We start from the raw sequence: 22,564 nt of genomic DNA on the forward strand, positions 1-22,564 counted from the left end.
CAATTCACGGTTGCTGGACCAATGTCAATGAATTGGTACTAAAGTCTACCCCTGTGATCCGCCTAGACCACTTTGCGCGGATTTAATGTGCGGATGCAGCAGGAATATGCGCAACCGGCCAACCACATGCACCTAAAGTGGTATGCGATTGTGGTTGACGCGCGCCGCGCCCGACCTGTTACGATCCGGACTCGCGTTGGACGCCACGGTTGATCTGGGAGGGTAAGCCTGTGACTTTGCACCATTCGCATGCGCCATGGGCGCTGCGCCCGCTTGCTGCGGCACTGGCCACGGGCCTGTTGCTGGGCGCCCTGCCCGCCTTCGCCGCCGATCACCTGGTCCACGACGCTGCCGCCTATGCGCAGGTGGCCAACACCCTGCAACCCGGCGATACGGTCATCCTCGCGGACGGCGTATGGCGCGATACCGATCTGCTTCTGCGCGGTACCGGCAAAATTGGTCAACCAATTAGACTGACGGCGCAGACCCCCGGCAAGGTGATCCTGAGCGGTCAGTCGCAGCTGCGGCTGGCCGGCAGCTACCTGGAGGTGTCCAACCTGGTGTTCCGCGATGGCTGGGCACCCGGCGGCGAAGTGGTGTCCTTCCGCGCCTCGTCCAAGGAGTGGGCCACCCACAGCCGGGTGACCGGGGTGGTGATCGACGGCTACAACAAGCCGGACCGCCAGCAGTCGGACAACTGGGTGGGCATGTACGGCCAGCACAACCGCTTCGACCACAACCAGCTGGTGGGCAAGACCAACGCCGGCACCACCCTGGTGGTGGTGCGCAACGCCACCAGCGGGTTGGACAACCGCCACCGCATCGACCACAACTGGTTCGGCCCGCGCCCCAATCTGGGCAGCAACGGCGGCGAGACCATTCGGGTGGGCACCAGCACCGACTCGCAGTCCAACTCGAATACGGTCGTGGAGAACAACTGGTTCGAGCAGTGCGACGGCGAAGTGGAGATAGTGTCCAACAAGTCCGGCGGCAATCTGTACCGCGGCAACGTGTTCTTTGAATCGCGCGGCTCGATGGTGCTGCGCCATGGGCACGGCAACGTGGTGGAGCGCAACGTGTTCCTGGGCAACAACAAGGCCCATACCGGCGGCGTGCGGGTGATCAACCGCCACCAGATCGTGCGCGACAACTATTTCGAAAACATCGCCGGCGACAACTTCGCCGCCGCGCTGGCGGTGATGGCCGGCACCCGCGACGCGCCGCTGAACCGCTACGAGCAGGTGGACGATGCGGTGATCGAGCGCAACAGCTTCATCAACGTGCGCCAGCTGTTCCTGGGCGCGGGGCTGGATGACGAGCGCAACGCCATGCCGGTGAACAGCCGCATGGCCGGCAACCTGTTCATCGGCGATGGCAGGAACGCGCTGCTGCGCAGCCAGGGCGACCTGGGCGGCATTGCCTTCAGCGGCAACGTGCAGAGCCCGGCCGTGTCGCCCGGCTTCCCGGCCGGTGTCAGCGCGCGCCAGGTCACCCTGCAGCGCGCGGCCAACGGCCTGCAGTACCCGGTGGAAACGGTCGCCGCCGGTGCCCCGCGCGACCTGGCACCGGTCGCCCGCGACCAGGTGGGCGTGGCGTGGTACCCGAAAGCGCTGAGCACGGTGGCGTTGGACAGCGGCAGCGTGCGCAAGGTGGCCCCGGGCGAAGACACTCTGACCCGCGCCATCGCGGCCAGCGCCCCGGGCGACCGCCTGCAGCTGCAGCGCGGCCAGTACCGGGTGGACCAGGTGCTGGGCGTGGATCATCCGCTGAGCGTGATCGGGCCGGCGCGTGGCCAGGCCAGCCTGCAGTTCACCCGCCCCAGCCTGTTCGAGATCCGTGCCGGCGGCGCGTTGAAGCTGTCGCGGCTGGAGATCGACGGCGCGCTGGCGCCCGATGCGGCCGGCAACGCGGTGGTGCGCATCGCCCCGGGCAGCCAGGCGTTCAACTACACCCTGCACATTGAAGACAGCCGCATCCATGGGCTGACCGCCAACAAGGCCTTCGACGTGGTCAACGCCGGCAAGGGCAGCCTGGCCGCGCGCATCACGCTGCGCAACACCACGGTGGATGACATCAGTGGCAGCGTGATTTCTGCCGCCGCCGAGACCGACGACCTGGGCACCTACAACGCCGAGCAGGTGGAGATCGTGGCGTCGCGCTTTACCCGCATCGGCGGGCCGCTGTTGACCCTGTACCGCGGCGGCACCGACGAGAGCACCTTCGGGCCGTCGCTGCTGCTGCAGGGCAACCAGCTGCAGCAGGTGGGCGTGGCCGATGACACCAGCCTGCGCCTGCAGGGCGTGCAGCAGGCCACGCTGGTAGACAACCAGTTCGCGCACAGCGGCCGCGTGCGCTTCAGCCACCGCGTCGGCGAGCCCCACCTGCGCGTACGCAACAACGTGCTTACCGCCACGGCGGCAATGCAGTCTGATACTCCAGCCGAGACCCTGCCATGACGCGTTCCACGCCCTTGATGCTGCTGCTGGCTGCTTCCTTCAGCGCCGCGGCCCTGCCCGCCGTTGCTGCCGCGCCTGCCAGCGCCCAGCAGCCCGCCACCAGCGCCAGTGCGCCGGTACTGGTCACTGCCGCACAGTGGCAGCAGATGCGCAGCGACGGCGCCCGCTACCCGGTGTTCAGCAAGGAGCAGCAGCGCGCCGAACGCCTGGTGCGCGGCATGATCAAGGCCGGCATCGATGTGCCGGTGCCCAAGGACAAGGGCGGCGGTTACACCCACGAGCAGCACAAGCGCAATTATCAGGCCATCCAGGCCGCCGGTGCGCTGTACCGGCTGACGGGCGACAAGGCCTATGCCGATTACGCACGTGACCTGCTGCTGGGCTACGCCAAGCTCTACCCGGGCCTGGGCGCGCACCCGCAGGGACGCGGCCAGATTCCCGGCCGGCTGTTCTGGCAGACGCTCAACGATTCGGTATGGCTGGTGAGCGCGGTGCAGGGCTACGACGCGATCCGCGACAGCCTGAGCGCCGCGGACCGGAAGACCATCGACGACAACGTGTTCCGGCCGATGGCCGACTTCCTGAGCGGCACGCCGGAGAACTTCGACAAGATCCACAACCATGCGACCTGGGCGGTGGCGGCGGTGGGCATGACCGGTTACGTGCTGCGCGATCCCACCTATGTTGACAAGGCACTGAAGGGCAGCAAGCGCGATGGCAGCGCCGGCTTCCTCAAGCAGGTGGACCAGCTGTTCTCGCCCGATGGCTATTACGAGGAAGGCCCCTACTACCAGCGCTATGCGCTGGCGCCGTTCATCCTGTTCGCCAATGCGATCGAGCGCAACGACCCGCAGCAGGGCATCTTCAAGCGCCGCGACGGCGTGCTGCTCAAGGCGGTGGATGCACTGGTGCAGAGCAGCTACGGCGGCTACTTCTTCCCGATCAACGACGCGATCCTGGACAAGGGTCTGGACACCGAAGAGCTGGTGGCCGGCATCGACATCGCCTACGCGCGCACCACCGATGCGCGCCTGTTGTCGGTGGCCAAGGCGCAGAAGCGCGTGCTGCTGTCGCCCGAGGGCCTGCAGGTGGCCCAGGCGCTGGCGCAGGACAAGGCCAAGCCGTTCGCGTTCGTGCCCACGCTGCTGCGCGACGGCCCGGACGGCACCGAAGGGGCGCTGGCGATCCTGCGCATGGGCGGTGAGGACGGCCAGGCGCTGGTGATGAAGAACACCAAGCAGGGCATGGGCCACGGCCACTTCGACAAGCTCAACTGGCTGTTCTACGACAACGGCCAGCGCGTGGTCACCGACTACGGCGCGGCGCGCTTCCTCAACATCGAGGCCAAGGCCGGCGGCATCTACCTGCCCGAGAACAACAGCTGGGCACGTCAGACCATCGCGCACAACACGCTGGTGGTGAACGAGCAAAGCCACTTCGGCGGCGACTGGAAGAAGGGCCAGCCGCTGGCGCCGACGCCGTTACTGTTTGCCACCAGCGACGACACCCAGATTGCCTCGGCACGCATGGACAGTGCCTACGACGGGGTGAGCTTCACCCGCACCCAGCTGCTGCTGGCCCACCCTTCGCTGGGCGAGCCGGTGGTGCTGGACCTGCTGCGCGTGACCGGCAGCAAGGCGGCGCGCTACGACCTGCCGCTGCACTTCAACGGCCACATCATGGACGTGGGCTTCAACAGCCAGTCGGCGGTGACCAGCCGCCCGGTGCTGGGCAAGGCCAACGGCTACCAGCACGTGTGGGTGGATGCCTCCAGCGAGCCCAGCAGCGAGGCGCGCAGCCTGACCTGGCTGCTGGACGGGCGCTTCTATACGTACCGCTTCGCCAGCACCGCGCCGTCGCGCGCGTTGATCGGCGAGAGCGGCGCGAATGATCCGTCGTTCAACCTGCGCCGCGAGCCGATGCTGCTGCAGCGCGTGGATGGCCAGGCCGCCACTACCTTCTATGGCGTGCTGGAACCGCACGGCCAGTACGACGGCACCGCCGAGACCGTGCGCGGTGCCAACAGCCGCATCGACGCCATTGCACATTACCGCGGCAAGGATGCCGACGTGCTGGTGCTGGACCTGGCCGGCGGCAAGCGGGTGGCGGTGGGCATTGCCGATGAACCGGGCAAGCCCGGCAGCCATGAGGTAAGTGGCGGCGGGCACAGCTGGCGCTGGGACGGCGGCTGGAAGCGCTTTGACAGCAGCACCGGCAAGGACAGCAAATGAAAGTGACCACGCAGGCCCGTACCTACGTCCGTTGGCTGATTGTGGCGCTCATCGCCATTGCCACGGTCATCAACTACATCGACCGCAACGCGCTGGCGGTGATGTGGCCGCAGATTTCCAAGGACGTGGGCGCCACCAAGGAAGACTACGCGCTGCTGGTGACGGTGTTCATGCTGTTCTACGCCGCCGGCCAGTTCGTGTTCGGGCGCCTGTTCGACATCATCGGCACGCGGCTCGGCTTTGCGCTGTCCATTGCGGTGTGGTCGATCTCGATCGCGCTGCACTCGGTCACCCACTCCATCCTGTCCTTCAGCCTGGTCCGCGCGATGCTCGGCATCAGCGAGGCCGGCGCCTGGCCGGGCGCGGTGAAGGCCAACGCCGAGTGGTTCCCCGCGCGCGAGCGGGCCTTGGCGCAGGGCGTGTTCAACGCCGGTGCGTCGATCGGCGCGATCGTGTCGGCGCCGCTGATCGCGGTGCTGTTCCTGTGGCTGGGCTGGCGCGGCACCTTCATCCTGATCGGTGCGATCGGTTTCATCTGGCTGCTGCCGTGGCTGATCATCTACCGCGCCGGCCCGGACAAGCACCCGTGGGTAAGCGCGGCCGAGCGTGCGTTGATCCTGGATGCGCCCACCGAACAGCCGGCCACGCCCAAGGCCGAGTACGTGCCCAGCATGCGCCAGCTGCTGGGCCATCGGCAGACCTGGGGCATTCTGATTTCGCGGTTTTTCCTGGACCCGATCTGGTGGCTGTTCGTGTCCTGGCTGCCGCTCTACCTGGCCGACACCTTCGGCTTTGACATCAAGCAGATCGGCATCTTCGCCTGGGTGCCCTACGTGGGCGCGATGATCGGCAGCCTCGGCGGCGGCTGGTTGTCCGGGCGGCTGATCGGCGCCGGCTGGAGCGTGGACAAGGCACGCAAGGTGGTCATCACCCTGGGCGGGGCGATCATGGCCCCGGCCCTGCTGGGCGCGGTGCTGGCCACCGACCCGGTGTGGGCGGTGGTGACCATTGCCTTTGTGTTGTTCGGCTTCCAGATCGCGATCGGCAACATCCAGACCCTGCCCGGCGACATCTTCAGCGGCAAGTCCGTGGGCTCGGTAGCCGGCCTGGGCGGCATGGCCGCGGTGGCCGGCACGTTGATCACCACCTGGCTGGTGCCGGCGATGACCCACGACTCTTACGCACCCATTTTCATCCTGGTGGCCGCACTGGTGCCGGCCTCGCTGCTGGCGCTGTGGCTGGTGACCGGCCGCGTCGAAAAGCTCGACGGCCCGGCCCAGCCGCGCTGACCCCCTTTTTCCCTTTCCCCCAACGCACTACTGGAGTTTTCCATGACCCAATTCAACAACAAGGTGGCCATCGTCACCGGTGGCGGCCGTGACATCGGCCGCGAGATCTCGATCAAGCTGGCTGCGGCCGGTGCCAAGGTGTGCATCAACTACGCCAACGACGAAGCCAGCGCGCAGGACACCCTGAAGCAGATCGAAGCGGCCGGTGGCACCGCCATCGTGCACCGCGCCGACGTGACCGATGCCAAGGCCGTGGCCGGCATGGTTGCCGCCACCCAGGCCGCCTTCGGTGAGCGCATCGACGTGCTGGTGAACGTGGCCGGCGGCATGGTGCAGCGCCGCCCGCTGGCCGAGATCGACGAAGCGTTCTTCCACAAGGTGATGGACCTCAACATGAGCTCGGTCTACCTGACCACGCACGCGGTGGTGCCGCACATGCCCGAAGGCGGTGCGATCGTGAACTTCGCTTCGCAGGCCGGCCGCGATGGCGGTGGCCCGGGTGCGGCAATCTATGCCACCGCCAAGGCTGCGGTGATGACCTTCACTCGCGCCATGGCCAAGGAACTGGGCCCGCGCGGCATCCGCGTCAACGCGCTGTGCTGCGGCATGATCGCCACCCGCTTCCACGATGAATTCACCAAGCCGGAAGTGCGCACCGCCGTGGCCGGCAACACCCCGCTGCGCCGCCAGGGCCGCCCGCAGGAAGCGGCCGACACCGCCGTGTACCTGGCCTCGGACGCGGCCGGTTTCATCACCGGTGCCAACGTCGACGTCAACGGCGGCACCTACTTCTCCTGATTGTTTTGCTTCGCTGACCGCCTGGGAGGGCCGCCATGCTGCGCTGGACCACTGCACTGTCACTTGCACTTGCCACCAGCGCCGCTGCGCTGCCCGCCCATGCCCAGGTGTGGGTGCCGGCATGGACCGCCTCACCCGCGCCAGACCGCCAAGACGGCACCCCGGAAGCGCCGGTACAGTTCGCGCACCAGACGGTGCGCCAGGACATGCGGCTGGCCAGTTCAGCCACCGCGCTGCGCTTCCGCATCAGCAATGAACTGGGGGATGCGCCGCTGACCATCGGCGGCGCATCGGCCCAACGCACCGGCACGGCCACCCCGGCCAAGCTGGTTACCTTCAACGGTCGCAGCGAAGTGGTGGTGCCGGTCGGCGCTGCCCTGCTCAGCGACCCGGTGGCGATGACGGTGCCGGCACTGGCCGATGTATCGCTCACCGTGTATTTCCCGCAGCCCACCAAACCGGCGGTGCGCCGCACGGCGCTGCGCATTGCCGACGGTCGCCTGGCCGAGGTGGGCGACAAGGTCAAACTGGCCTACCGGCAGAACGTGGTGTCGGCGGTGCTCGCCGAGCGCGCCAACAAACCGGTGGTGGTGGTCGCCTTGGGCGATTCGATCACCGAAGGCGCCACCGCCACGCGCGGCAGCAACGGCGACTGGCCGGCGCTGCTGTCCACCCGCCTGCAGCAGGCCTGCCCGGACCAGGTCGTAGTGGTGAATGCCGGCATCAGCGGCAACAAGGTAATGGACCACGGCCGCAGCCACAGCGCACTGGCGCGGCTGGACCGCGACGTGATCGCGCTGCCGAACGTCAGCAAGGTCATCGTGTTCGAAGGCATCAACGACATCCGCCACGACGGCGGCACCCCGCCCAAGGCCGGCCGCAACGCCGAGGACATGGTGCTGGGCTACCGGCAGATCGCCGAGCGCCTGCACGGCAATGGCATCGGTGCGATCGCGGCGACCATCACCCCGTTCGGCGATTCGGACCGCTACGAACCGGTTGCCGCGGCCACCCGCACCACCCTCAACACCTGGATGCGCGGCGGTCGCATCGGCTATGACGCGCTGATCGACTTCGACGCGATCCTGCGCGACCCGGCCAAGCCGGAGAATCTGCCCGAGGACATCACCCGCGACCATCTGCACCCCAATGATGAAGGCTACCGGCGCATGGCCGCCGGCATCGACCTGGGCCTGCTTGGGTGCCGGGCACGATGAGCGGCCAGCAATTCGTGGTGGCCGCCTCCAGCGGCCAGCGCTGGGATGCGCTGGCGCTGGGCGAAGTGATGCTGCGCTTCGACCCCGGCGAAGGCCGCGTGCGCAACGCGCGCCAGTTCAACGTGTGGGAAGGCGGCGGCGAGTACAACGTGGCGCGCGGGCTGTGCAGCACCTTCGGCCACCGCAGCGGCGTGCTTACCGCGTTGCCGCGCAACGAGCTGGGTGCGCTGGCCCAGCAGCTGATCCAGGCCGGTGGCGTGGACACCAGCCAGATCGTCTGGCGGGACTACGACGGCATCGGCCGCAACACGCGCATGGGCCTGAACTTCACCGAGCGGGGCTTCGGCGTGCGCGCGCCGCTGGGCATTTCCGACCGCGCGTATTCGGCCGCCTCGCAACTGCAGCCGCACGAGTACGACTGGGACGCAGTGTTCGGCCGCGACGGTGCCCGCTGGCTGCATACCGGTGGCATCTTCGCCGCGCTGTCCGAGCACAGCGCGCAGACCGCCATCACCGCCCTGCAGGCCGCGCGCCGCCACGGCGTGGCGGTGTCCTACGACCTGAACTACCGCGCCAGCCTGTGGGACAGCCACCCCGATCCGGACGCGGCGCGCCACGCCAACTGCGCCATCGCCGCCGAGTGCGACCTGCTGGTGGGCGATGAGTATTCCTTCGCGGCCTGCCTGGGCATGGACCTGGCCGACCTGGGCAGGCGCGAAACACCGATGGACGTGGGCCCGGCCGACGCGGCCGCGCAGCGCGCGTTGCAGCGCTTCCCGAACCTGCAGGCCGTGGCCTTCACCCTGCGCGATGCCAGCAATGCCGCACGCAACGGCTGGGCCGGCGCACTGCGCACGCGCGACATGCTGTTCGTGTCGCGCCGGCGCGAGGTGGACCTGCTGGACCGGGTGGGTGGCGGCGACGCGTTCGTGGCCGGCGTGGTGCATGCGCTGCTGGCCGGCAAGGGCGAGCAGGCGGCGGTGGAGCTGGGCGCCGCGCATGGAGCGCTGGCGATGTCCACGCCGGGCGACACCGCGTGCACCAGCCTGGAGGAAGTGGAAGCGGTGGCGCGCGGTGATGCGGCGGCGGCCAAGCGCTGACCCGTTGGGTGGACTCAGCCCGTCGCTGAGAGGTGTGCCAGACCCTGGCGCGCGGACAGGGTCAGCGGCGCCGGCAAGGCGTCGGGGCTGAACCAGGCCAACGCCAGCAGCACCTCCGGTTCCTGCAGCACGGCAGTGGTGTCGTCCAGCGTTCGAACCAGATACACCGGCGCGATCCAGTGCTGCTGCAGCGCCGGCTCAAAATGGTCCACCACGCACAGCAGCCGTTCAATGGCCACGCGCAGCCCGGTTTCTTCGTGCACTTCGCGGACCACGGCGGCTTCGACGGTTTCCATCCAGTCGACCTTGCCACCCGGCAGGCCCCAGTGGCCCTGCTCGGGCGGGCGCCCGCGCTGGACCAGCAGCACCGCGCCGTCAGCGCGCTGGATGACTGCGCCACAGCCCACGCGCGGTTGCTGGGCAGCAGTTGCATCAGCCATGGGCCTGCTCCGGCAGGACCTGCAGGGCCACCGCCACCGCGGCCAGCAGGCGGGCGCGGCTGGCGCCGTCGCGGGCCTGGGTGGAAATGCCGTGCAGCACCGTGGCGAAGTAGTCGCCCAGCGCGTGCACGTCCGCCCCGTCGGCCAGCTCGCCGGCGGTGGCGGCCTGCTGCAGCCGCGTGATGATCTGCTGGGTACGCTGGCGGCGGTGTTCGGCCAGCCAGTCCATCACCGCCTCGTTCTCCGGTGCGGTACTGGTGGCCGCCGACACCACCAGGCAACCCTGCGCGCGGCCGCGCTTGGTGTAGGTGAGCACGGCGTCGTGCAGCATGCGTTCGATGGCCGGGCGCACCGCCTGCTCGCGCAGCGCGCGGTCGGCAAAGCCTCCGTCGCCGGCTTCGTACAGCGCCACGGCCTCGCGGAACAACTGCTCCTTGCTGCCGAAGGCGGCGTAGATGCGCGCCGAGGCGATGCCCAGTGCCTCCACCAACGCCGACATCGACGTGCCTTCGTACCCACGCGCCCAGAACAGCAGCATCGCCTGCTTGAGGGCGTGGTCTTTGTCGAATTCGCGGGGGCGGCCGGCCATGGGGCATCACTACGGAAAGAAGCGGTGCGGCAATTCTAGCGACACCCGACGTTGACCGGGGCGGATTTGACGCCTATTCTTTGTCGCTCGACAAACAATGAGGCAACACCCCCATGCGTACCATCCAAGGCCCCAGCCTGCACCTGGCCCAGTTCAGTGCCGACCAGCCCCCCTTCAACGACCTGCCCTCCATTGCCGCCTGGGCCGCCAGCCAAGGCTTCAAGGCGCTGCAGATCCCGGCGTGGGACGAGCGCCTGTTCGATGTGGAACAGGCCGCGCACAGCCAGCAGTACTGCGATGACATGATCGCCATGCTGGCCGGCCACGGCCTGGTGATCAGCGAGCTCACCACGCACATCTTCGGCCAGCTGGTGGCGGTGCACCCGGCCTATGACGCGCTGTGCGACAGCTTCGCCCCCGCTGCCCTGCACGGCGACCCGGACGCGCGCAGCGCCTGGGCCATCGAGCGCATCAAACTGGCGGCCAAGGCATCGCAGCGGCTGGGTCTGGACCGCATGGGCACCTTCTCCGGTTCGTTCGCCTGGCCGTACCTGTTCCCGTTCCCGCAGCGCCCGGACGGCCTGATCGAGGCCGCGTTCGAAGAGCTGGCCCGCCGCTGGCTGCCGATCCTGGACGTGTGCGACGCGCACGGCATCGACCTCTGCTACGAAATCCACCCCAGCGAAGACCTGCATGACGGCACCAGTTTCGAGCGCTTCCACGCCGCGGTGGGTGGCCACCGGCGCTGCCGGATCCTGTTCGACCCCAGCCACTTCGTGCTGCAGCAGCTGGATTACCTGAGCTTCCTGGACATCTACCGCGACTTCATCGGCATGGTTCACATCAAGGACGCCGAGTTCAATCCGAGCGGCCGCCAGGGCATCTACGGCGGCTACAGCGGCTGGACCGAGCGCGCCGGGCGTTTCCGTTCGCTGGGCGATGGGCAGGTGGACTTCAAGGGCATCTTCTCCAAGCTGGCCCAGTACGACTACGACGGCTGGGCCACGCTGGAATGGGAGTGCTGCCTGAAGAACCAGGAAGACGGTGCACGCGAGGGCGTGGCCTTCATCAACGCGCACATCATCACCGTGACCGACCGCATCTTCGACGACTTCGCCGGCGCGCCGGTCAGCCGTGCGCAGATCCACGGCATGCTGGGGATCCACTGATGACCACCGCACTTGAGAGCATTACCCACCGCCACGTGCGCATCGACGGCCGCAGCGTGCATTGCGCGATCCTGGGCGAAGGCCGGCCGGTACTGCTGATTCCCGGCTGGCCGCAGACCTGGTACGCCTGGCGGCACATCCTGCAGGCGCTGGCCGCACAGGGCTTCCAGGCCATTGCGGTGGACCCGCCCGGCACCGGCGATTCGGACACGCCGGCCCACGGCTACGACACCGGCGCCATCGCCGCCACCCTGCACGCGGTGATGCAGCAGCTGGGCCATGCACGCTACCAGGTGGTGGGCCATGACGTGGGCATGTGGGTGGCCTACGCGCTGGCCAGCGACCAACCCGAGGCCGTGCAGCGGCTGGCCATCACCGAGGCGGTGATTCCCGGCCTGGCCGAGGCACCGCCAGTGTTCGTGGCACCGGAAGACAACATCTTCCTGTGGCATTTCATGTTCAACCAGGTGCGCGACCTGCCCGAAGCGCTGATCGCCGGGCGCGAGCGCGCCTACCTGACCTTCATGTTCGACCGCTGGGCGCACCGTCGCGAAGCGGTGGCGTGCGAGGTGTACATCCGCGCGTACGCCGCGCCGGGTGGGCTGAGCGGTGGTTTCGGCTATTACCGCGCCATTCCCGAGACCATCCGCCAGAACCAGCAGCGCGCACGCACCCCGCTGGCCATGCCGGTGCTGGCCATCGGTGCCGAACATGCCACCGCCAACATGCCGATGGACACCATGCGCGCGCACGCCGCCGACCTGCGCGGCACGATGATTGCCGACTGCGGCCACTTCGTGATGGAAGAAGCTCCGCAGGCCTTCCTGGACCAGCTGCTGCCCTTCCTGCTGCCGGACGCCGCGGCATGAGCCTGGACCCGGACATCGCCCGTTTCCTGCAGACCCTGCGACCGCCGGAGGCGGTGGCAGGGATGACGCTGCAGCAGATCCGCGCGGCCAGCGAACATGCCCTGCCCGCCCTGCAGGGCCCGGCGGAGCCGGTGGCCGACGTACGCAATTTCAGTGTGGCCACCGGCGACGGCCACGCCCTGACCGTACGCGCGTACTGGCCGGCCGGTCACCGCGCGGGCCAGACGCGCCCGGGGTTGCTGTTCGCCCACGGCGGCGGGTGGTTCCAGTGCTCGCTGGCGGTGTACGACGGCCCATGCCGGGCGCTGGCCAATGCCACCGGCTGCGTGGTGCTGGCAGTGGATTACCGGCTGGCCCCGGAGCACCGCTTCCCGATTCCGCTGGAGGACGTGTATGCCGCACTGTGCTGGAGCCATGCCGAGGCGGCGCAGCTGGACATCGACCCGGCACGGTTGATGGTGGGCGGCGACAGTGCCGGCGGCAACCTGGCCGCGGCGGTGGCCCTGCTGGCGCGTGATCGCGGTGGGCCGCCCCTCCACCACCAGCTGCTGCTGTACCCGGCACTGGACACCGCCATCGACACCGACAGCCACCGGCAGTTCGGCGAGGGCTACTACCTGAGCACCGCGTTGATGCAGCGGTGCTGGGACGCTTACCTCGGCGAGGGCGTGGCCAGCGCCGATGGACTGGCGGTGCCTGCGCGGGCGCATGACCTGCGCGGGCTGCCGCCGGCCACCGTGCTGGTGTGCGAGTACGACCCGCTGCGCGACGAAGGCGAGCACTACGCCGCACGGTTGGCGCAGGCCGGGGTGGCGGTGCACTGCGAGCGCCTGCCCGGCATGGTGCATGCGTGCCTGCACCTGCTGGGCACGGCGCCGGCGTCGCGGGTAGTGCTGTCGCGCAGTGCGGCGCGGGTGGCCACGGCGATTTGACACGGCCGACGATGCAGCAACGAAAAAGGCCCGGCAATGCCGGGCCTTTCCTGCCACGCCAATCAGGCGCGTGGCGATGCGATCACGCTGGAATTACCAGCTGAAGCGCGGGCCGACCGACCATTCCTTGTCACCGTGGCGATCCATCTTGATGTCGCCGTTGATGCCCCAGTTCTGGTTCAACTTCACCTGGCCACCCAGGCGGCCGTAGAACTGGCCATCCGGATTGATGCCGTGCTTCTTGCTGAAATCTTCGTAGCCGGCCATTGCGTAGACTTCGGCATGCTGGCCGAACGCGGTGCGGATACCGGCTTCGGCGCTGTAGCCGTTGAAGTCCAGGCCATGGCGCGGGTCGTACTTGTTGTAGGCAACGCGGCCCACGAAGTCGGTGCTGTTGCCGATTTCCTGGTTGTAGCCCACGCCGACGCGCCACTGGTCGGTCTTGGCATCGTCCAGATCGGCCTTCTGCTGGTTGAACTCACCAAACGCGTGGAAGTTCGGCAGGAACGCGTAGGAGCCCTTCACGCCCCAACCATCGGCCTTGCCGCCGTCTGCGTCGGTCTTGACGTAGTCGCCTTCGGCGTAGTTGTAGGACAGGCCTTCAGCAGCGGAGGCGGCGAACGGCAGGGCGGCGGCAAGCGCCAGGGCAATCAACGAAGTCTTCATGGGGGTACACCTCTGTCTTGAACTACTTGCAGCTGACGCGGACGTCGGTTGCATCGGAAATGTAAATTCTCCGTTATTCGACACAACCCGCCCTGAAATGAGCCCCCTTCACCTGCGTGAATTTTTGGCAGGGGTTCAGTTGCGCTGTGACATACGCGCGCGCAGATTCCAGCGGAAAAACAGCTGTCGAGCGTGCAGGCGAGGTGAGGAACGGTGCGCGGGAGGGCGCGAGGCACCTGCCGGCGCGCGACGGCGGCGGCGATACGCGCGAGGAGGATTCTGGTCACGACGATGCCCTTGCGGGGCGTCACGCGCTGGGGAAGCCGCTCTTGGGGAGTAACCGGCTAACGCGTCCATCTCCGTGTTGCACCGCTCGGCGCAGGGTGTGCGACAAGGTGCAGGCCCTTGGGGAAAGGTCCTGCCCGGCGTCCCCATAGTGTGCTGAACGCGTCAGCTGGAATATCAGGATGTTCCTCTCCCTCGTTAGGATTTTTCTGACCCCCCATACGGAAGCTTGCTACCACGTATCGGGCAAGTCATTGAAAGTGTTGACATTGTCGCAAGACGGGGCGCACATCCATCACGTCGGCCACGCATGCCCGGGCGCATTGTCGATCTCCCCCTTCCCCGCACGTCGTATGCCATGAAGGCGCCCGTTCCGGCGCGCCATCGCCCACCCTGGAGGCAGCCATGTCCTACATCGACGGTTTCGTGCTTGCAGTACCCACCGCCAACAAAGAGAAGTTCCTTGCCCACGCCCGCGAGGGCGATGCGATCTGTATCGAGCACGGCGCGCTGCGCGTGGTCGAATGCTGGGGCGACGATGTGAGCCACGGCAAGCAGACCGACTTCTTCCGCGCCGTGGAGGCCAAGGACGATGAAACGGTGGTGTTTTCCTGGATCGAATGGCCCGACAAGGCCACCCGCGATGCCGGCATGCAGAAGATGATGGAAGACCCGCGCATGAACCCGGAAAACAACCCGATGCCGTTTGACGGCAAGCGCATGATCTACGGCGGCTTCGTGCCGGTGGTGGAACTGGGCGGTTAAGCGCGCCGGCGGGGGCAGCGCATCCGCGTCGGGATGCGCTTGCCCGGTTGGCGGGTGCGCGGCATGCTCAAGGCCCACCGGCCAGGCCCGGCGGCGCGTGCCGCACTGGGCGCCGTACAGGAGCTGCATCGATGACAGAAGGATCTGCACCGCGCCACCGGCACGTGCTGGCCGGACTACTGGGGTTGCTTGGGGTGAGCCTGGCGCCGGCGATGGCCGCCCCCACCGCAGACGACTACGCGCGCGCCGAACGGGTACTGGATGGACACCTGCGCGGGAAAGTGCGCAATGCCACGGTGCTGCCGAACTGGCTGGACGATGGCCGGTTCTGGTATCGGCACCAAACTGCCCAGGGCAGCACCGATTACCTGCTGGTGGACCCCCGCGTGCCCGCGCGCACGCCCCTGTTCGATCGCGCGCGGCTGCGGGTGGCGCTGCAGGCCGCGGGCGCTGCAGACGCCGACCAGGTGCTGCAGCAGGTGGCCAGCGTCACCCCCACGGCCGATGCCGGCGCGCTGCAGCTGGTGCTGCGCAGCGGCGCCGCGCAGGGCCTGCAGTGCGCGCTACCGGCCTACCAGTGTGCGGTAGTCGCGTTGCCCGCGCCGAACCCGCAGGCGCTGACGGCACCGGATGGACAGCGGGCCGTAGTGGTACGCGACCACAACCTGTGGCTGCTGCCGGCCGGCACGACACCGGCCGTCGCACTCACCCACGATGGCGAGGCCTCCCACGGCTACGGCGTGCTGCCCGACTTCGCCCTGCGCGGCATTCCCTATCGCGAGGGCCGGCTGCAGCCGCCGCCGTTCGCGGTGTCCTGGGCGCCCGATGGCACCCGCCTGTTCGGCGTGCGTTATGACGAGCGCCACGTGCAGGCCTATCCCTACCTGGCGACGGCACCGGTGCAGGGCGTTCGCCCGGTGCTGCACCAGGTGCGGCTGGGCCTGCTGGGCGATGCCGAGCAGGTGCGTGATGCGTGGTTTGTCACCGACGTCGCTGCGGCGCGCACGCAGACCATCGCGGTGCCCGATGGCTGGCACAGCCTGACCGAGGCCGGCGTACTCGGCTGGTCGCGTGGGGCGGACAAGGTATATACCGCCATCGTGCGGCATGACCGCCCGGCGCGGATCCGGCTGGTCGAAATCGATCTGCACCGCCGCACCGTGCGCACATTGGTGGAGGAAAGCTCCAGCACCCGCGTGCAACTCAACAGCTATCCCTACAACCGCGCGGCGGTACGCGTGCTGCCGGGCCGCAACCAGGTGGTGTGGTTCTCGCAACGGGATGGCTGGGGCCATCTGTACCTGGTGGATGCCGCCAGCGGCGCGGTGATCCGGCAGCTGACCCGCGGCGCGTGGCTGGTGCGCGATATCGTCGGCGTTGATCCGGACGAGCAGCAGCTGTACTTCAGCGCAGGCGGGCGCGAGCCCGGCGACCCGTACCAGCGACGCCTGTACCGGGTGGCGCTGGACGGTGGCGCGCCGGTGCTGTTGACCCCCGAAGCGGCCGACCATGCCATCGATGCGGGGGCGGGCGCGCTGATGGGCGGGCGTGACCCGCAGCTGCTGGCACCGTCGGGCCGCTGGGTGGTGGACAGCTACTCGACCGTGGCCGCACCGCCCATCACCGTACTGCGCGACACCGGCGACGGCCGCGTGGTGCTGCCACTGGAACACGCCGACGACAGCGCCGTGCGTGCGGCCGGCTGGCAGCCACCGCACCGTGAGCAGCTGCTGGCCGCTGATGGCCGCACCCCCATCTACGCCACCGTGTACCTGCCACCCGGCTACACCGCCGACGGCCGGTACCCGGTGATCGATGCGATGTACGGCGGGCCGCACGTGAGCAACGCCCCGGTGGCCTACCTGGACGCCACCGCCATGATGAATCCGGTGGCGCGCGCCAGCCTGGCGCAGCTGGGCTTCGTGGTGGTCAGCATCGATGCGCGTGGCACGCCCGGCCGCTCCAAGGCGTTTCACGACAGCAGCTTCCTGACCGCTGCCGACGTGCAGCTGGACGACCACGTCGCCGCGATCCGGCAACTGGCATCGCGCTACCCGGGCATGGACCTGACACGCGTGGGTATCTACGGGCATTCCTTCGGGGGCTACAGTGCCGCGCGGGCACTGTTGCGCCATCCGTCCTTCTACCGCGTGGGCGTGGCATCGGCGGGCAGCCACAGCTTCCAGGGCATGTACGGCGGCGGCATCCACGGCATGGACCGGCTGGTCGGTGGGCAACCGGTGTATGCCGACGGCAGCGCGGTGCGACCCGATGCGGCGGCCGTACCTGCGGTGTTCCAGCCGCTGGACAACAGCGCGTTGGCCGCGCAGCTGCAGGGCAAACTGATGCTGGTGTATGGCGACCTGGACGAAAACGCCATGCCGGCGCTGACGTTGCAGCTGGCGCGCGCGCTCAACGCCGCCAACAAAGACTACGACCTGCTGTACCTGGCCAACCAGGACCACGAACTGTTCCGCAACGATACGTACTACATGCGCCGCATGTGGGACTACTTCGTCATGCACCTGATGGGTGACACGCCACCCGCCTACGAACTGGGCAGGCAGCACGACGGCGGGTGAGGTCAGCGCGGCGCGGTGTCGTCGTCGTGATGGGCACTGCCGGCCCCCATGCCGCCACCGCCCATTCCACCCATCCCTCCGCCACCGCCGCCGCCCGCTTTGCCCCCGGCCTTGTCGGCCTCGCCCTTGCCCTTCGCACCGGGCGCGGGCCGGGCCGGGCCCTGGCGCGGAATGGCCACGCTGGCGGGAATGGGCGCCAGATCGAGCGCTTCGCGAATGAAGTTGCGCAGCGACACCACCAGCTCGGCGGTCTGCACCGGCGTGCCCTGCGCCAACTCGGTGGCGGCGGTGGCGGCCAAACGCACCTGGTCGTCGGTGCCGAGCAGGATGATGTCGGACAGTGCCGCCTCCACGGCATCGCGAATGCGCCGTGCACGGTCGCTGCCGGTGCCCCCATCGACGGGCAACAGCAGCACATCGTCCGAGGCATCGGGCGCGGCCGGCTGGCGCAGATCGCGCAGATGGCGCGGATCGACGTGCAATGCGCCGGTGAACGAACCGCCGAGGGTCTTGTAGGCGGCAATCAGCGTGCGCAGGCGCTCGTTGATCTGGCGGTTCTCACGCTCGCGTCGTTGCTGCATGGTCTGCATCACCAGCAGGCGGATGCCGACGCCGATCAGGGTGATGACGGCCAGCCCGAGCAGGGTCGAGAGCATGGCTTGCCAGGAGCTGAAGTCTAGACCGCGCATGGGGATCCGGGAGGCGGCGGGGGTTTGGCAACGATAGCTTGCGTGGGGTGAAGCGGTGATGCAGCTGAAGGGCTCCCCGCTGCGTTGGGGTGATACGGCCCAGCGTGGTGAGGGTCGTGCAGGTCTCGGCTTGCCGATTGATCAATGCGACCAGCTGGTCTTCACGGCCACACAGAAGATTCGAGCGTCGGCATCCGCATACTCCCGCACGCAACTATTCAAAAAACAACTCGTCGTGTTTGCCGTCCGTCACCGCAACCATAAACCCCTACGGGTAGAGAGCGATTACCTTTTGAGAAGTCCAGCACTCTCTATGCGCGCCAGTTCCTCCATTTTTGCTTCGTAGCCTCTGTCACCGGGAAACGGAATGGTGAACAACCCCTCGGAGCAGTTGCAGTCTCGAAGCCTAGAAATTGGGATCCTCCAGAAGCTCTTCTGGGGGATATCGAGCTCCCCCCAGCAATCCGAAGACTCCCAGGACGTAGAGACTGGAATGTGGATTTCTGGATTCCACTTCAACTTTGAGAGAGGGATTCCGACCACTTCGCTATCCGGCGCCGCCAACCCTGATAGGTCAATCGCCAACCCCACGCCGGCCATACCGCGCCTCGACCACTCCAACAGGGCCTCACTTACATCACCATCAAGAGGGGGATTGCACCATAGTCCAGCCGCCTTCCTCCCACCGCGAACAACGACATTCTGAAGCACCGTGGCGGAGGAGACGATCATTGCGTCTGGCGCGCGTACTTCGTCAAACAGCACAGACTGCATATGGACGCCATGCGACACAGCAAATCTGGTGTCAGTTGAACATGAGACGAACTCGCAATCCCTCACATCTACGCCACCGCAGAATGGATCGCCCGGACCAAAAAGTAGCCTGTCAAACTTCTTCCTGGAGTACTTCCGCCCAACCAAAGACCGCCGACTATTCTGCGAAGGGCCGGCGAGGTTATACAGCCTCTCAATATCATCCACCACCAGTACTCCAATCCGCCTATTTTTCCCCGAAATCTTCGGGTATCGGTTCGCATGTGACAAGAGCGTCAACTCCCAGCCTCTGGCTATGGCTGAAGAGGATGAAGAGCATGGCTCGCCAGAGCTGAAGTCTAGACGCGCATGGGTATCCGGGAGGCGGTGGGGGTTTGGCAACGATAGCTGGCGTGGGGTGAAGCGGTGATGCAGCCGAAGTGCTCCTCGCTGCGTTGGCAACGACCGTAGGCAGGCCTCGGCGGACGGGTGGCTCAGGTTCGACGCACAAGGTCCTCAAGGAACAACGCGAAGGAGTCCGCGAAATGCGCGTAGCTGCCATCGGTGTAGTCGAACCGGAGGATCGGGTATTCGCCCTCCTTCAAGCCGGTGCGGGTGTCGAAGTAGAACGCCTCATCCGTGTCTGGCACGTGCAGGGCAATCAGTCCCTTCGGCGCGATGCCGTCTACCGCGTTCAACCTGGCGTAGTAGATGAGATCGTCGTCCGCGAGATCGCGGTGCTCCGGAGCGCAAAGCGTGAAGACCGGGTAGCTGCCAACCAGGAGATTGCCGTAGGTCTGCAGCCAGCGTCTGTACGTTACGGGTAACGGGAAGCCAAGCTCCCGACTCGGCGTCTTCGATCCACTCAGGCGCTACTTGGCGCCCGGGGAACACCTTGGCTCCCGACGACTGCGCTAGCAAGGCCTCGAGACGTTCAAACATTGCCGGTCATCCTTTGTCAGTTCAGGCCTCAGGTCACCCAGCCTATAGACACTGCGGCGTCCCGGAAGGCCGCCATGAAAGACGGGATATCAAGATCCTTGAACTTATATTTTTTCAATGAATCTTCCAAGTACTCAAAGAAGTAGCTAGCTACAACGGAACGCTGCTGCTCCAGATCCATCTCACTCAACGAGTCTTCGGAGAAGGACATGTCCAGATACAAAACAGATTCACTCTTCGAAAATCTTCGTGACGACTTCCTGCCCAACGCATCAGGAAGGCAGCGAAATACAAAAAATATCTCGAGGCCTGTCGATTCAAACCTCGATTCGATAGCCGGAAAAACCGAGTCAAGTTCATTCGCAATGAGGTAGACCTCAGTCGCCCCACTTGTATCTGTAGATAAACCAAGCTTCATCAGAATCCAATGCCTCACTTACATACAGAAAGAAGACACTTCTTCCAATTGACAACGGGCCACTCTTACGCCCGCTACAGAACTCACACTGGCGACGGCGTAGAGCGCAACGCGATCGACACCGGACCGAGCGTCGTGCCAACTGCACTCCGCGGCAGAACTACGCTCTCGAGGCCATTCACCAGCCACTCCGCAACCCTCCAACGTCCTCTTCCGGAGTATGCTGCGCATCCGCACTCGGTATGCTCACGAAGATCTTCCGGCGCCGTTGCTGCTTGAGATAGCGTGCTTCAACGCTCGGTGCTGCGGGGGAGATGTCGGTGATGCTACCGCCGATATGCAGCGTGATATCCATAACATCAAGGCTGACCAAGAAAACCCCGCCCATTGGGGCTTTCAAACGCTTGCGAGCATCAATTACGCCTGCAAGAAGCAGGATGCCGACCTCGGGACCGCCCAAGCAGGCGGTTAGTGATACTTCCATGGAGCCCCAGCATACGTTGGACAATAGGTACCGCACTAGTTCCAGGTGGCTACCTCAACGAATCGCTACATTTTCCGTGATACAGCCCGCCAATTGGTCCATCGAGGTTCCGCCCAAGAACTTGCTGCCGGCGACGGATCCAGTGAACATCTTGACGTCCGAGAAGTCACAGTCCTCGAACGTGCAGCTGATGAAATGAATATCGGACAGTGCCGCACCGGCGAAGTTGCATCCCGTGAACTTACAGTCCGTGGCGAATGACTTGAATAGGTTAGCCCCGGTGAAGTCGCAGCGCACGAATTCTCCGCCCAGCCTTGCGCCCGAGAGCCTCGCTTTGACAAAGCTGCAGTCACTGAAGCTACGCCTCACGAAAACGTTACGCATGTCGATCCGATCAAGGCGACATCCATCCAGCTCCGATTCGTTGATGCTGGCACCCTCTTTGAACTGGACGTCAGAGAGATCGACATTGCCTACTTTCAGGTAACGCACCGGCTCAGCGAGGGTCACCCCGCGATAGTCGGCCATACCCATCTCGGTGAGGCCAAAGGGCGATTCCGGCATTGGCCCCATCTTGAGCGACTTCGCAGCATCGTAGAGATTCTTCTCGACCAGCCTCACCAGCTTGACCTGCCACCTGCCGCGAGCTTCTTTAGCAAGCATCGGCCATTCCCTTTCGCCCCCTGCACCACAGGAATGCGGAGCATACCCGTACAGGATGATTCAACGCGACCACAGACCTTCGAACGTTTTGGACAGGGGTGCATATCAAGGCCACATCCACATGCCTCTCCAGGCAAGCAAAGGCGGAGGTCGCGGCCTTCCTGCATTTGCCCTGTAGCGCCCTTCCACCGAGCAGCCTGTCTCAGTCGCGTCAGTGATGGAGATTGTCACCCTCAAGTGGGCAAGCGCTCGTCCAACTGCTCCGCCACGTACTCCGCGAACTGAGGCATGGAAGACGAGCAGCCCTCCGAAAGGCACGCAGGCGCATTCTCGCCATTCAATTTCAAATACGTTCGCTGGGCAGGCAGCCCTCGATAGAAGATCAGTGAGTCAAGGTCTGGCAGAGCATCGAACATACCGTGCTTCAGAACGGGCCACGCGCCTTCTTCAATACGCAACGTAACTATGTTGTGAACAGGCATCACGTCACCGATGTCGAAAAGCGACGCCGGGAGCTCTGGCGCATCCAGCCTAAGCGCGAAGAACTGAGCAAGCCGCCATCTGTCTGAGATGTGTATCAGGCGCCCCACCCCATACCCGCCCGACGAAAGAGTAATCGCGAACACGTCACCAACGGCGATCTTGATCTTTTTCTTCATTTCGGCCATTCAACCATCCACTTCTGCAGCCTCTTCCAACCACTGCTTGAAGATGTCCGAATTGGTGTCGTTCAGCCGAGCCACTCGGTCAACGTTGGAAGGTACTGGAGGCATGATCTCCACCGCGACAAGGAGCCTGCTGCGACGCTGGCCTGCGCCGAATGCGCCCTCTGCATCCAACTGGCGTGCGGCCTGCTCTACGGCATCCATACGGAGCTCGATCTCTTTTTCCCACTCATCGACACCGAGCTCTTGTAGGCTCGGCCTGGCGAGGAAGGGCGCGCGAAGCTTTTCAGTGTATTCGCTTCCAAAGTCAACGTATGGAGAATCTGCATAAGACCACCTCAGATCCGCAGCTACCTCTGGGCCTTCGCCACTCTCGTCCACTGCCCTTGCAAGCGCCTCTTCAGACCAAGCTGAAAGGAATGGCGCATGGCCTTCCTCGGTCATAACGAAGGTACAGTAATAGAAGCTCTCACCACTTCTAAATAAGTCCAGCAACGCGGGCCGAAGTGCCTTGCAGACCAAGTCAACCAAACTCTTGACATCTTCCATTTTCAAATCTCCG

Annotated in this window: 22 protein-coding genes; 11 read left to right on the plus strand and 11 right to left on the minus strand. The window is 66.0% G+C overall.

Annotation, left to right across the window (positions count from 1 at the left end; all coding sequences use genetic code 11):
• The first annotated feature begins 230 nt into the window (after positions 1 to 230).
• The 6 genes from ABIA71_RS17925 to ABIA71_RS17950 are packed head-to-tail and all read left to right on the plus strand — an operon-like array spanning position 231 to position 9,091.
• Positions 231 to 2,456, plus strand: a complete 2,226-nt coding sequence (locus ABIA71_RS17925; RefSeq protein ID WP_354287002.1) for a polysaccharide lyase 6 family protein — start codon at positions 231 to 233, stop codon at positions 2,454 to 2,456.
• Positions 2,453 to 4,687, plus strand: a complete 2,235-nt coding sequence (locus ABIA71_RS17930; RefSeq protein WP_354287004.1) for an oligoalginate lyase — start codon at positions 2,453 to 2,455, stop codon at positions 4,685 to 4,687. The genes ABIA71_RS17925 and ABIA71_RS17930 overlap by 4 nt, the downstream gene beginning before the upstream one ends.
• Complete coding sequence (locus ABIA71_RS17935; RefSeq protein ID WP_128096005.1) at positions 4,684 to 5,976, plus strand: MFS transporter; 1,293 nt, start codon at positions 4,684 to 4,686, stop codon at positions 5,974 to 5,976. Before ABIA71_RS17930 ends, ABIA71_RS17935 begins: the two co-directional genes overlap by 4 nt.
• A 42-nt stretch (positions 5,977 to 6,018) precedes the next feature.
• Positions 6,019 to 6,774 (plus strand): SDR family NAD(P)-dependent oxidoreductase, encoded by a 756-nt coding sequence (locus ABIA71_RS17940; RefSeq protein WP_128096004.1) that lies wholly within the window; start codon positions 6,019 to 6,021, stop codon positions 6,772 to 6,774.
• A gap of 35 nt (positions 6,775 to 6,809) precedes the next feature.
• The gene (locus tag ABIA71_RS17945) at positions 6,810 to 7,991 is read left to right on the plus strand and encodes a GDSL-type esterase/lipase family protein (protein WP_354287006.1); all 1,182 of its coding nucleotides are present in this window, start codon (positions 6,810 to 6,812) and stop codon (positions 7,989 to 7,991) included.
• Positions 7,988 to 9,091: a sugar kinase gene (locus tag ABIA71_RS17950; protein WP_354287008.1), complete on the plus strand. Its 1,104-nt coding sequence runs from the start codon at positions 7,988 to 7,990 to the stop codon at positions 9,089 to 9,091. The genes ABIA71_RS17945 and ABIA71_RS17950 overlap by 4 nt, the downstream gene beginning before the upstream one ends.
• A gap of 14 nt (positions 9,092 to 9,105) precedes the next feature.
• Here ABIA71_RS17950 and ABIA71_RS17955 read toward each other — a convergent pair whose 3' ends face one another.
• A complete protein-coding gene (locus tag ABIA71_RS17955) occupies positions 9,106 to 9,531 on the minus strand; it encodes an NUDIX domain-containing protein (protein WP_354287010.1) in 426 nt (141 codons plus the stop codon).
• Complete coding sequence (locus ABIA71_RS17960) at positions 9,524 to 10,120, minus strand: TetR/AcrR family transcriptional regulator (protein WP_354287012.1); 597 nt, start codon at positions 10,118 to 10,120, stop codon at positions 9,524 to 9,526. The genes ABIA71_RS17955 and ABIA71_RS17960 overlap by 8 nt, the downstream gene beginning before the upstream one ends.
• A gap of 113 nt (positions 10,121 to 10,233) precedes the next feature.
• Here ABIA71_RS17960 and ABIA71_RS17965 point away from each other — a divergent pair, with 113 nt between their 5' ends.
• Genes ABIA71_RS17965 through ABIA71_RS17975 form a run of 3 tightly spaced genes read left to right on the plus strand, consistent with a single transcriptional unit; the run spans position 10,234 to position 13,090 of the window.
• Positions 10,234 to 11,289: a sugar phosphate isomerase/epimerase family protein gene (locus tag ABIA71_RS17965; protein ID WP_128096138.1), complete on the plus strand. Its 1,056-nt coding sequence runs from the start codon at positions 10,234 to 10,236 to the stop codon at positions 11,287 to 11,289.
• Positions 11,289 to 12,158: an alpha/beta fold hydrolase gene (locus ABIA71_RS17970; protein WP_128096137.1), complete on the plus strand. Its 870-nt coding sequence runs from the start codon at positions 11,289 to 11,291 to the stop codon at positions 12,156 to 12,158. Before ABIA71_RS17965 ends, ABIA71_RS17970 begins: the two co-directional genes overlap by 1 nt.
• Complete coding sequence (locus ABIA71_RS17975) at positions 12,155 to 13,090, plus strand: alpha/beta hydrolase (protein WP_354287014.1); 936 nt, start codon at positions 12,155 to 12,157, stop codon at positions 13,088 to 13,090. The genes ABIA71_RS17970 and ABIA71_RS17975 overlap by 4 nt, the downstream gene beginning before the upstream one ends.
• 93 nt (positions 13,091 to 13,183) lie before the next feature.
• On the opposite strand, the gene ABIA71_RS17980 is transcribed toward ABIA71_RS17975, so the two are convergent.
• Positions 13,184 to 13,756, minus strand: a complete 573-nt coding sequence (locus ABIA71_RS17980; RefSeq protein ID WP_354287016.1) for an OmpO family porin — start codon at positions 13,754 to 13,756, stop codon at positions 13,184 to 13,186.
• Positions 13,757 to 14,446: 690 nt separating this feature from the next.
• Here ABIA71_RS17980 and ABIA71_RS17985 point away from each other — a divergent pair.
• Complete coding sequence (locus tag ABIA71_RS17985) at positions 14,447 to 14,806, plus strand: DUF1428 domain-containing protein (RefSeq protein ID WP_354287018.1); 360 nt, start codon at positions 14,447 to 14,449, stop codon at positions 14,804 to 14,806.
• Positions 14,807 to 14,937: 131 nt separating this feature from the next.
• Positions 14,938 to 17,388 carry a S9 family peptidase gene (locus tag ABIA71_RS17990; RefSeq protein WP_502961278.1) on the plus strand — a complete coding sequence of 817 codons (2,451 nt, stop codon included), beginning with the start codon at positions 14,938 to 14,940 and terminating at the stop codon, positions 17,386 to 17,388.
• Positions 17,389 to 17,390: 2 nt separating this feature from the next.
• On the opposite strand, the gene ABIA71_RS17995 is transcribed toward ABIA71_RS17990, so the two are convergent.
• From ABIA71_RS17995 to ABIA71_RS18030, 8 genes are all read right to left on the minus strand, one after another.
• Positions 17,391 to 18,077 (minus strand): hypothetical protein, encoded by a 687-nt coding sequence (locus ABIA71_RS17995; protein ID WP_354287020.1) that lies wholly within the window; start codon positions 18,075 to 18,077, stop codon positions 17,391 to 17,393.
• Between the two features lie 285 nt (positions 18,078 to 18,362).
• A complete protein-coding gene (locus ABIA71_RS18000) occupies positions 18,363 to 19,058 on the minus strand; it encodes a hypothetical protein (protein WP_354287022.1) in 696 nt (231 codons plus the stop codon).
• 266 nt (positions 19,059 to 19,324) lie between these two features.
• On the minus strand, positions 19,325 to 19,699 hold the full coding sequence (locus ABIA71_RS18005) for an SMI1/KNR4 family protein (RefSeq protein WP_354287080.1): 375 nt from the start codon (positions 19,697 to 19,699) through the stop codon (positions 19,325 to 19,327).
• A 101-nt stretch (positions 19,700 to 19,800) separates the two neighbouring features.
• Positions 19,801 to 20,190: an Imm44 family immunity protein gene (locus tag ABIA71_RS18010; RefSeq protein WP_354287024.1), complete on the minus strand. Its 390-nt coding sequence runs from the start codon at positions 20,188 to 20,190 to the stop codon at positions 19,801 to 19,803.
• A gap of 178 nt (positions 20,191 to 20,368) precedes the next feature.
• Positions 20,369 to 20,674 (minus strand): hypothetical protein, encoded by a 306-nt coding sequence (locus tag ABIA71_RS18015; RefSeq protein ID WP_354287026.1) that lies wholly within the window; start codon positions 20,672 to 20,674, stop codon positions 20,369 to 20,371.
• 54 nt (positions 20,675 to 20,728) lie between these two features.
• Complete coding sequence (locus ABIA71_RS18020) at positions 20,729 to 21,337, minus strand: pentapeptide repeat-containing protein (protein ID WP_354287028.1); 609 nt, start codon at positions 21,335 to 21,337, stop codon at positions 20,729 to 20,731.
• A gap of 233 nt (positions 21,338 to 21,570) precedes the next feature.
• Positions 21,571 to 22,005: a hypothetical protein gene (locus tag ABIA71_RS18025; protein ID WP_354287030.1), complete on the minus strand. Its 435-nt coding sequence runs from the start codon at positions 22,003 to 22,005 to the stop codon at positions 21,571 to 21,573.
• The gene (locus ABIA71_RS18030) at positions 22,006 to 22,551 is read right to left on the minus strand and encodes a DUF4303 domain-containing protein (RefSeq protein ID WP_354287032.1); all 546 of its coding nucleotides are present in this window, start codon (positions 22,549 to 22,551) and stop codon (positions 22,006 to 22,008) included. It abuts the gene before it with no gap.
• Positions 22,552 to 22,564: the final 13 nt, after the last annotated feature.

Source organism: Stenotrophomonas sp. 2619, assembly GCF_040548725.1.
Taxonomy (GTDB): Bacteria; Pseudomonadota; Gammaproteobacteria; order Xanthomonadales; family Xanthomonadaceae; genus Stenotrophomonas; species Stenotrophomonas maltophilia_AP.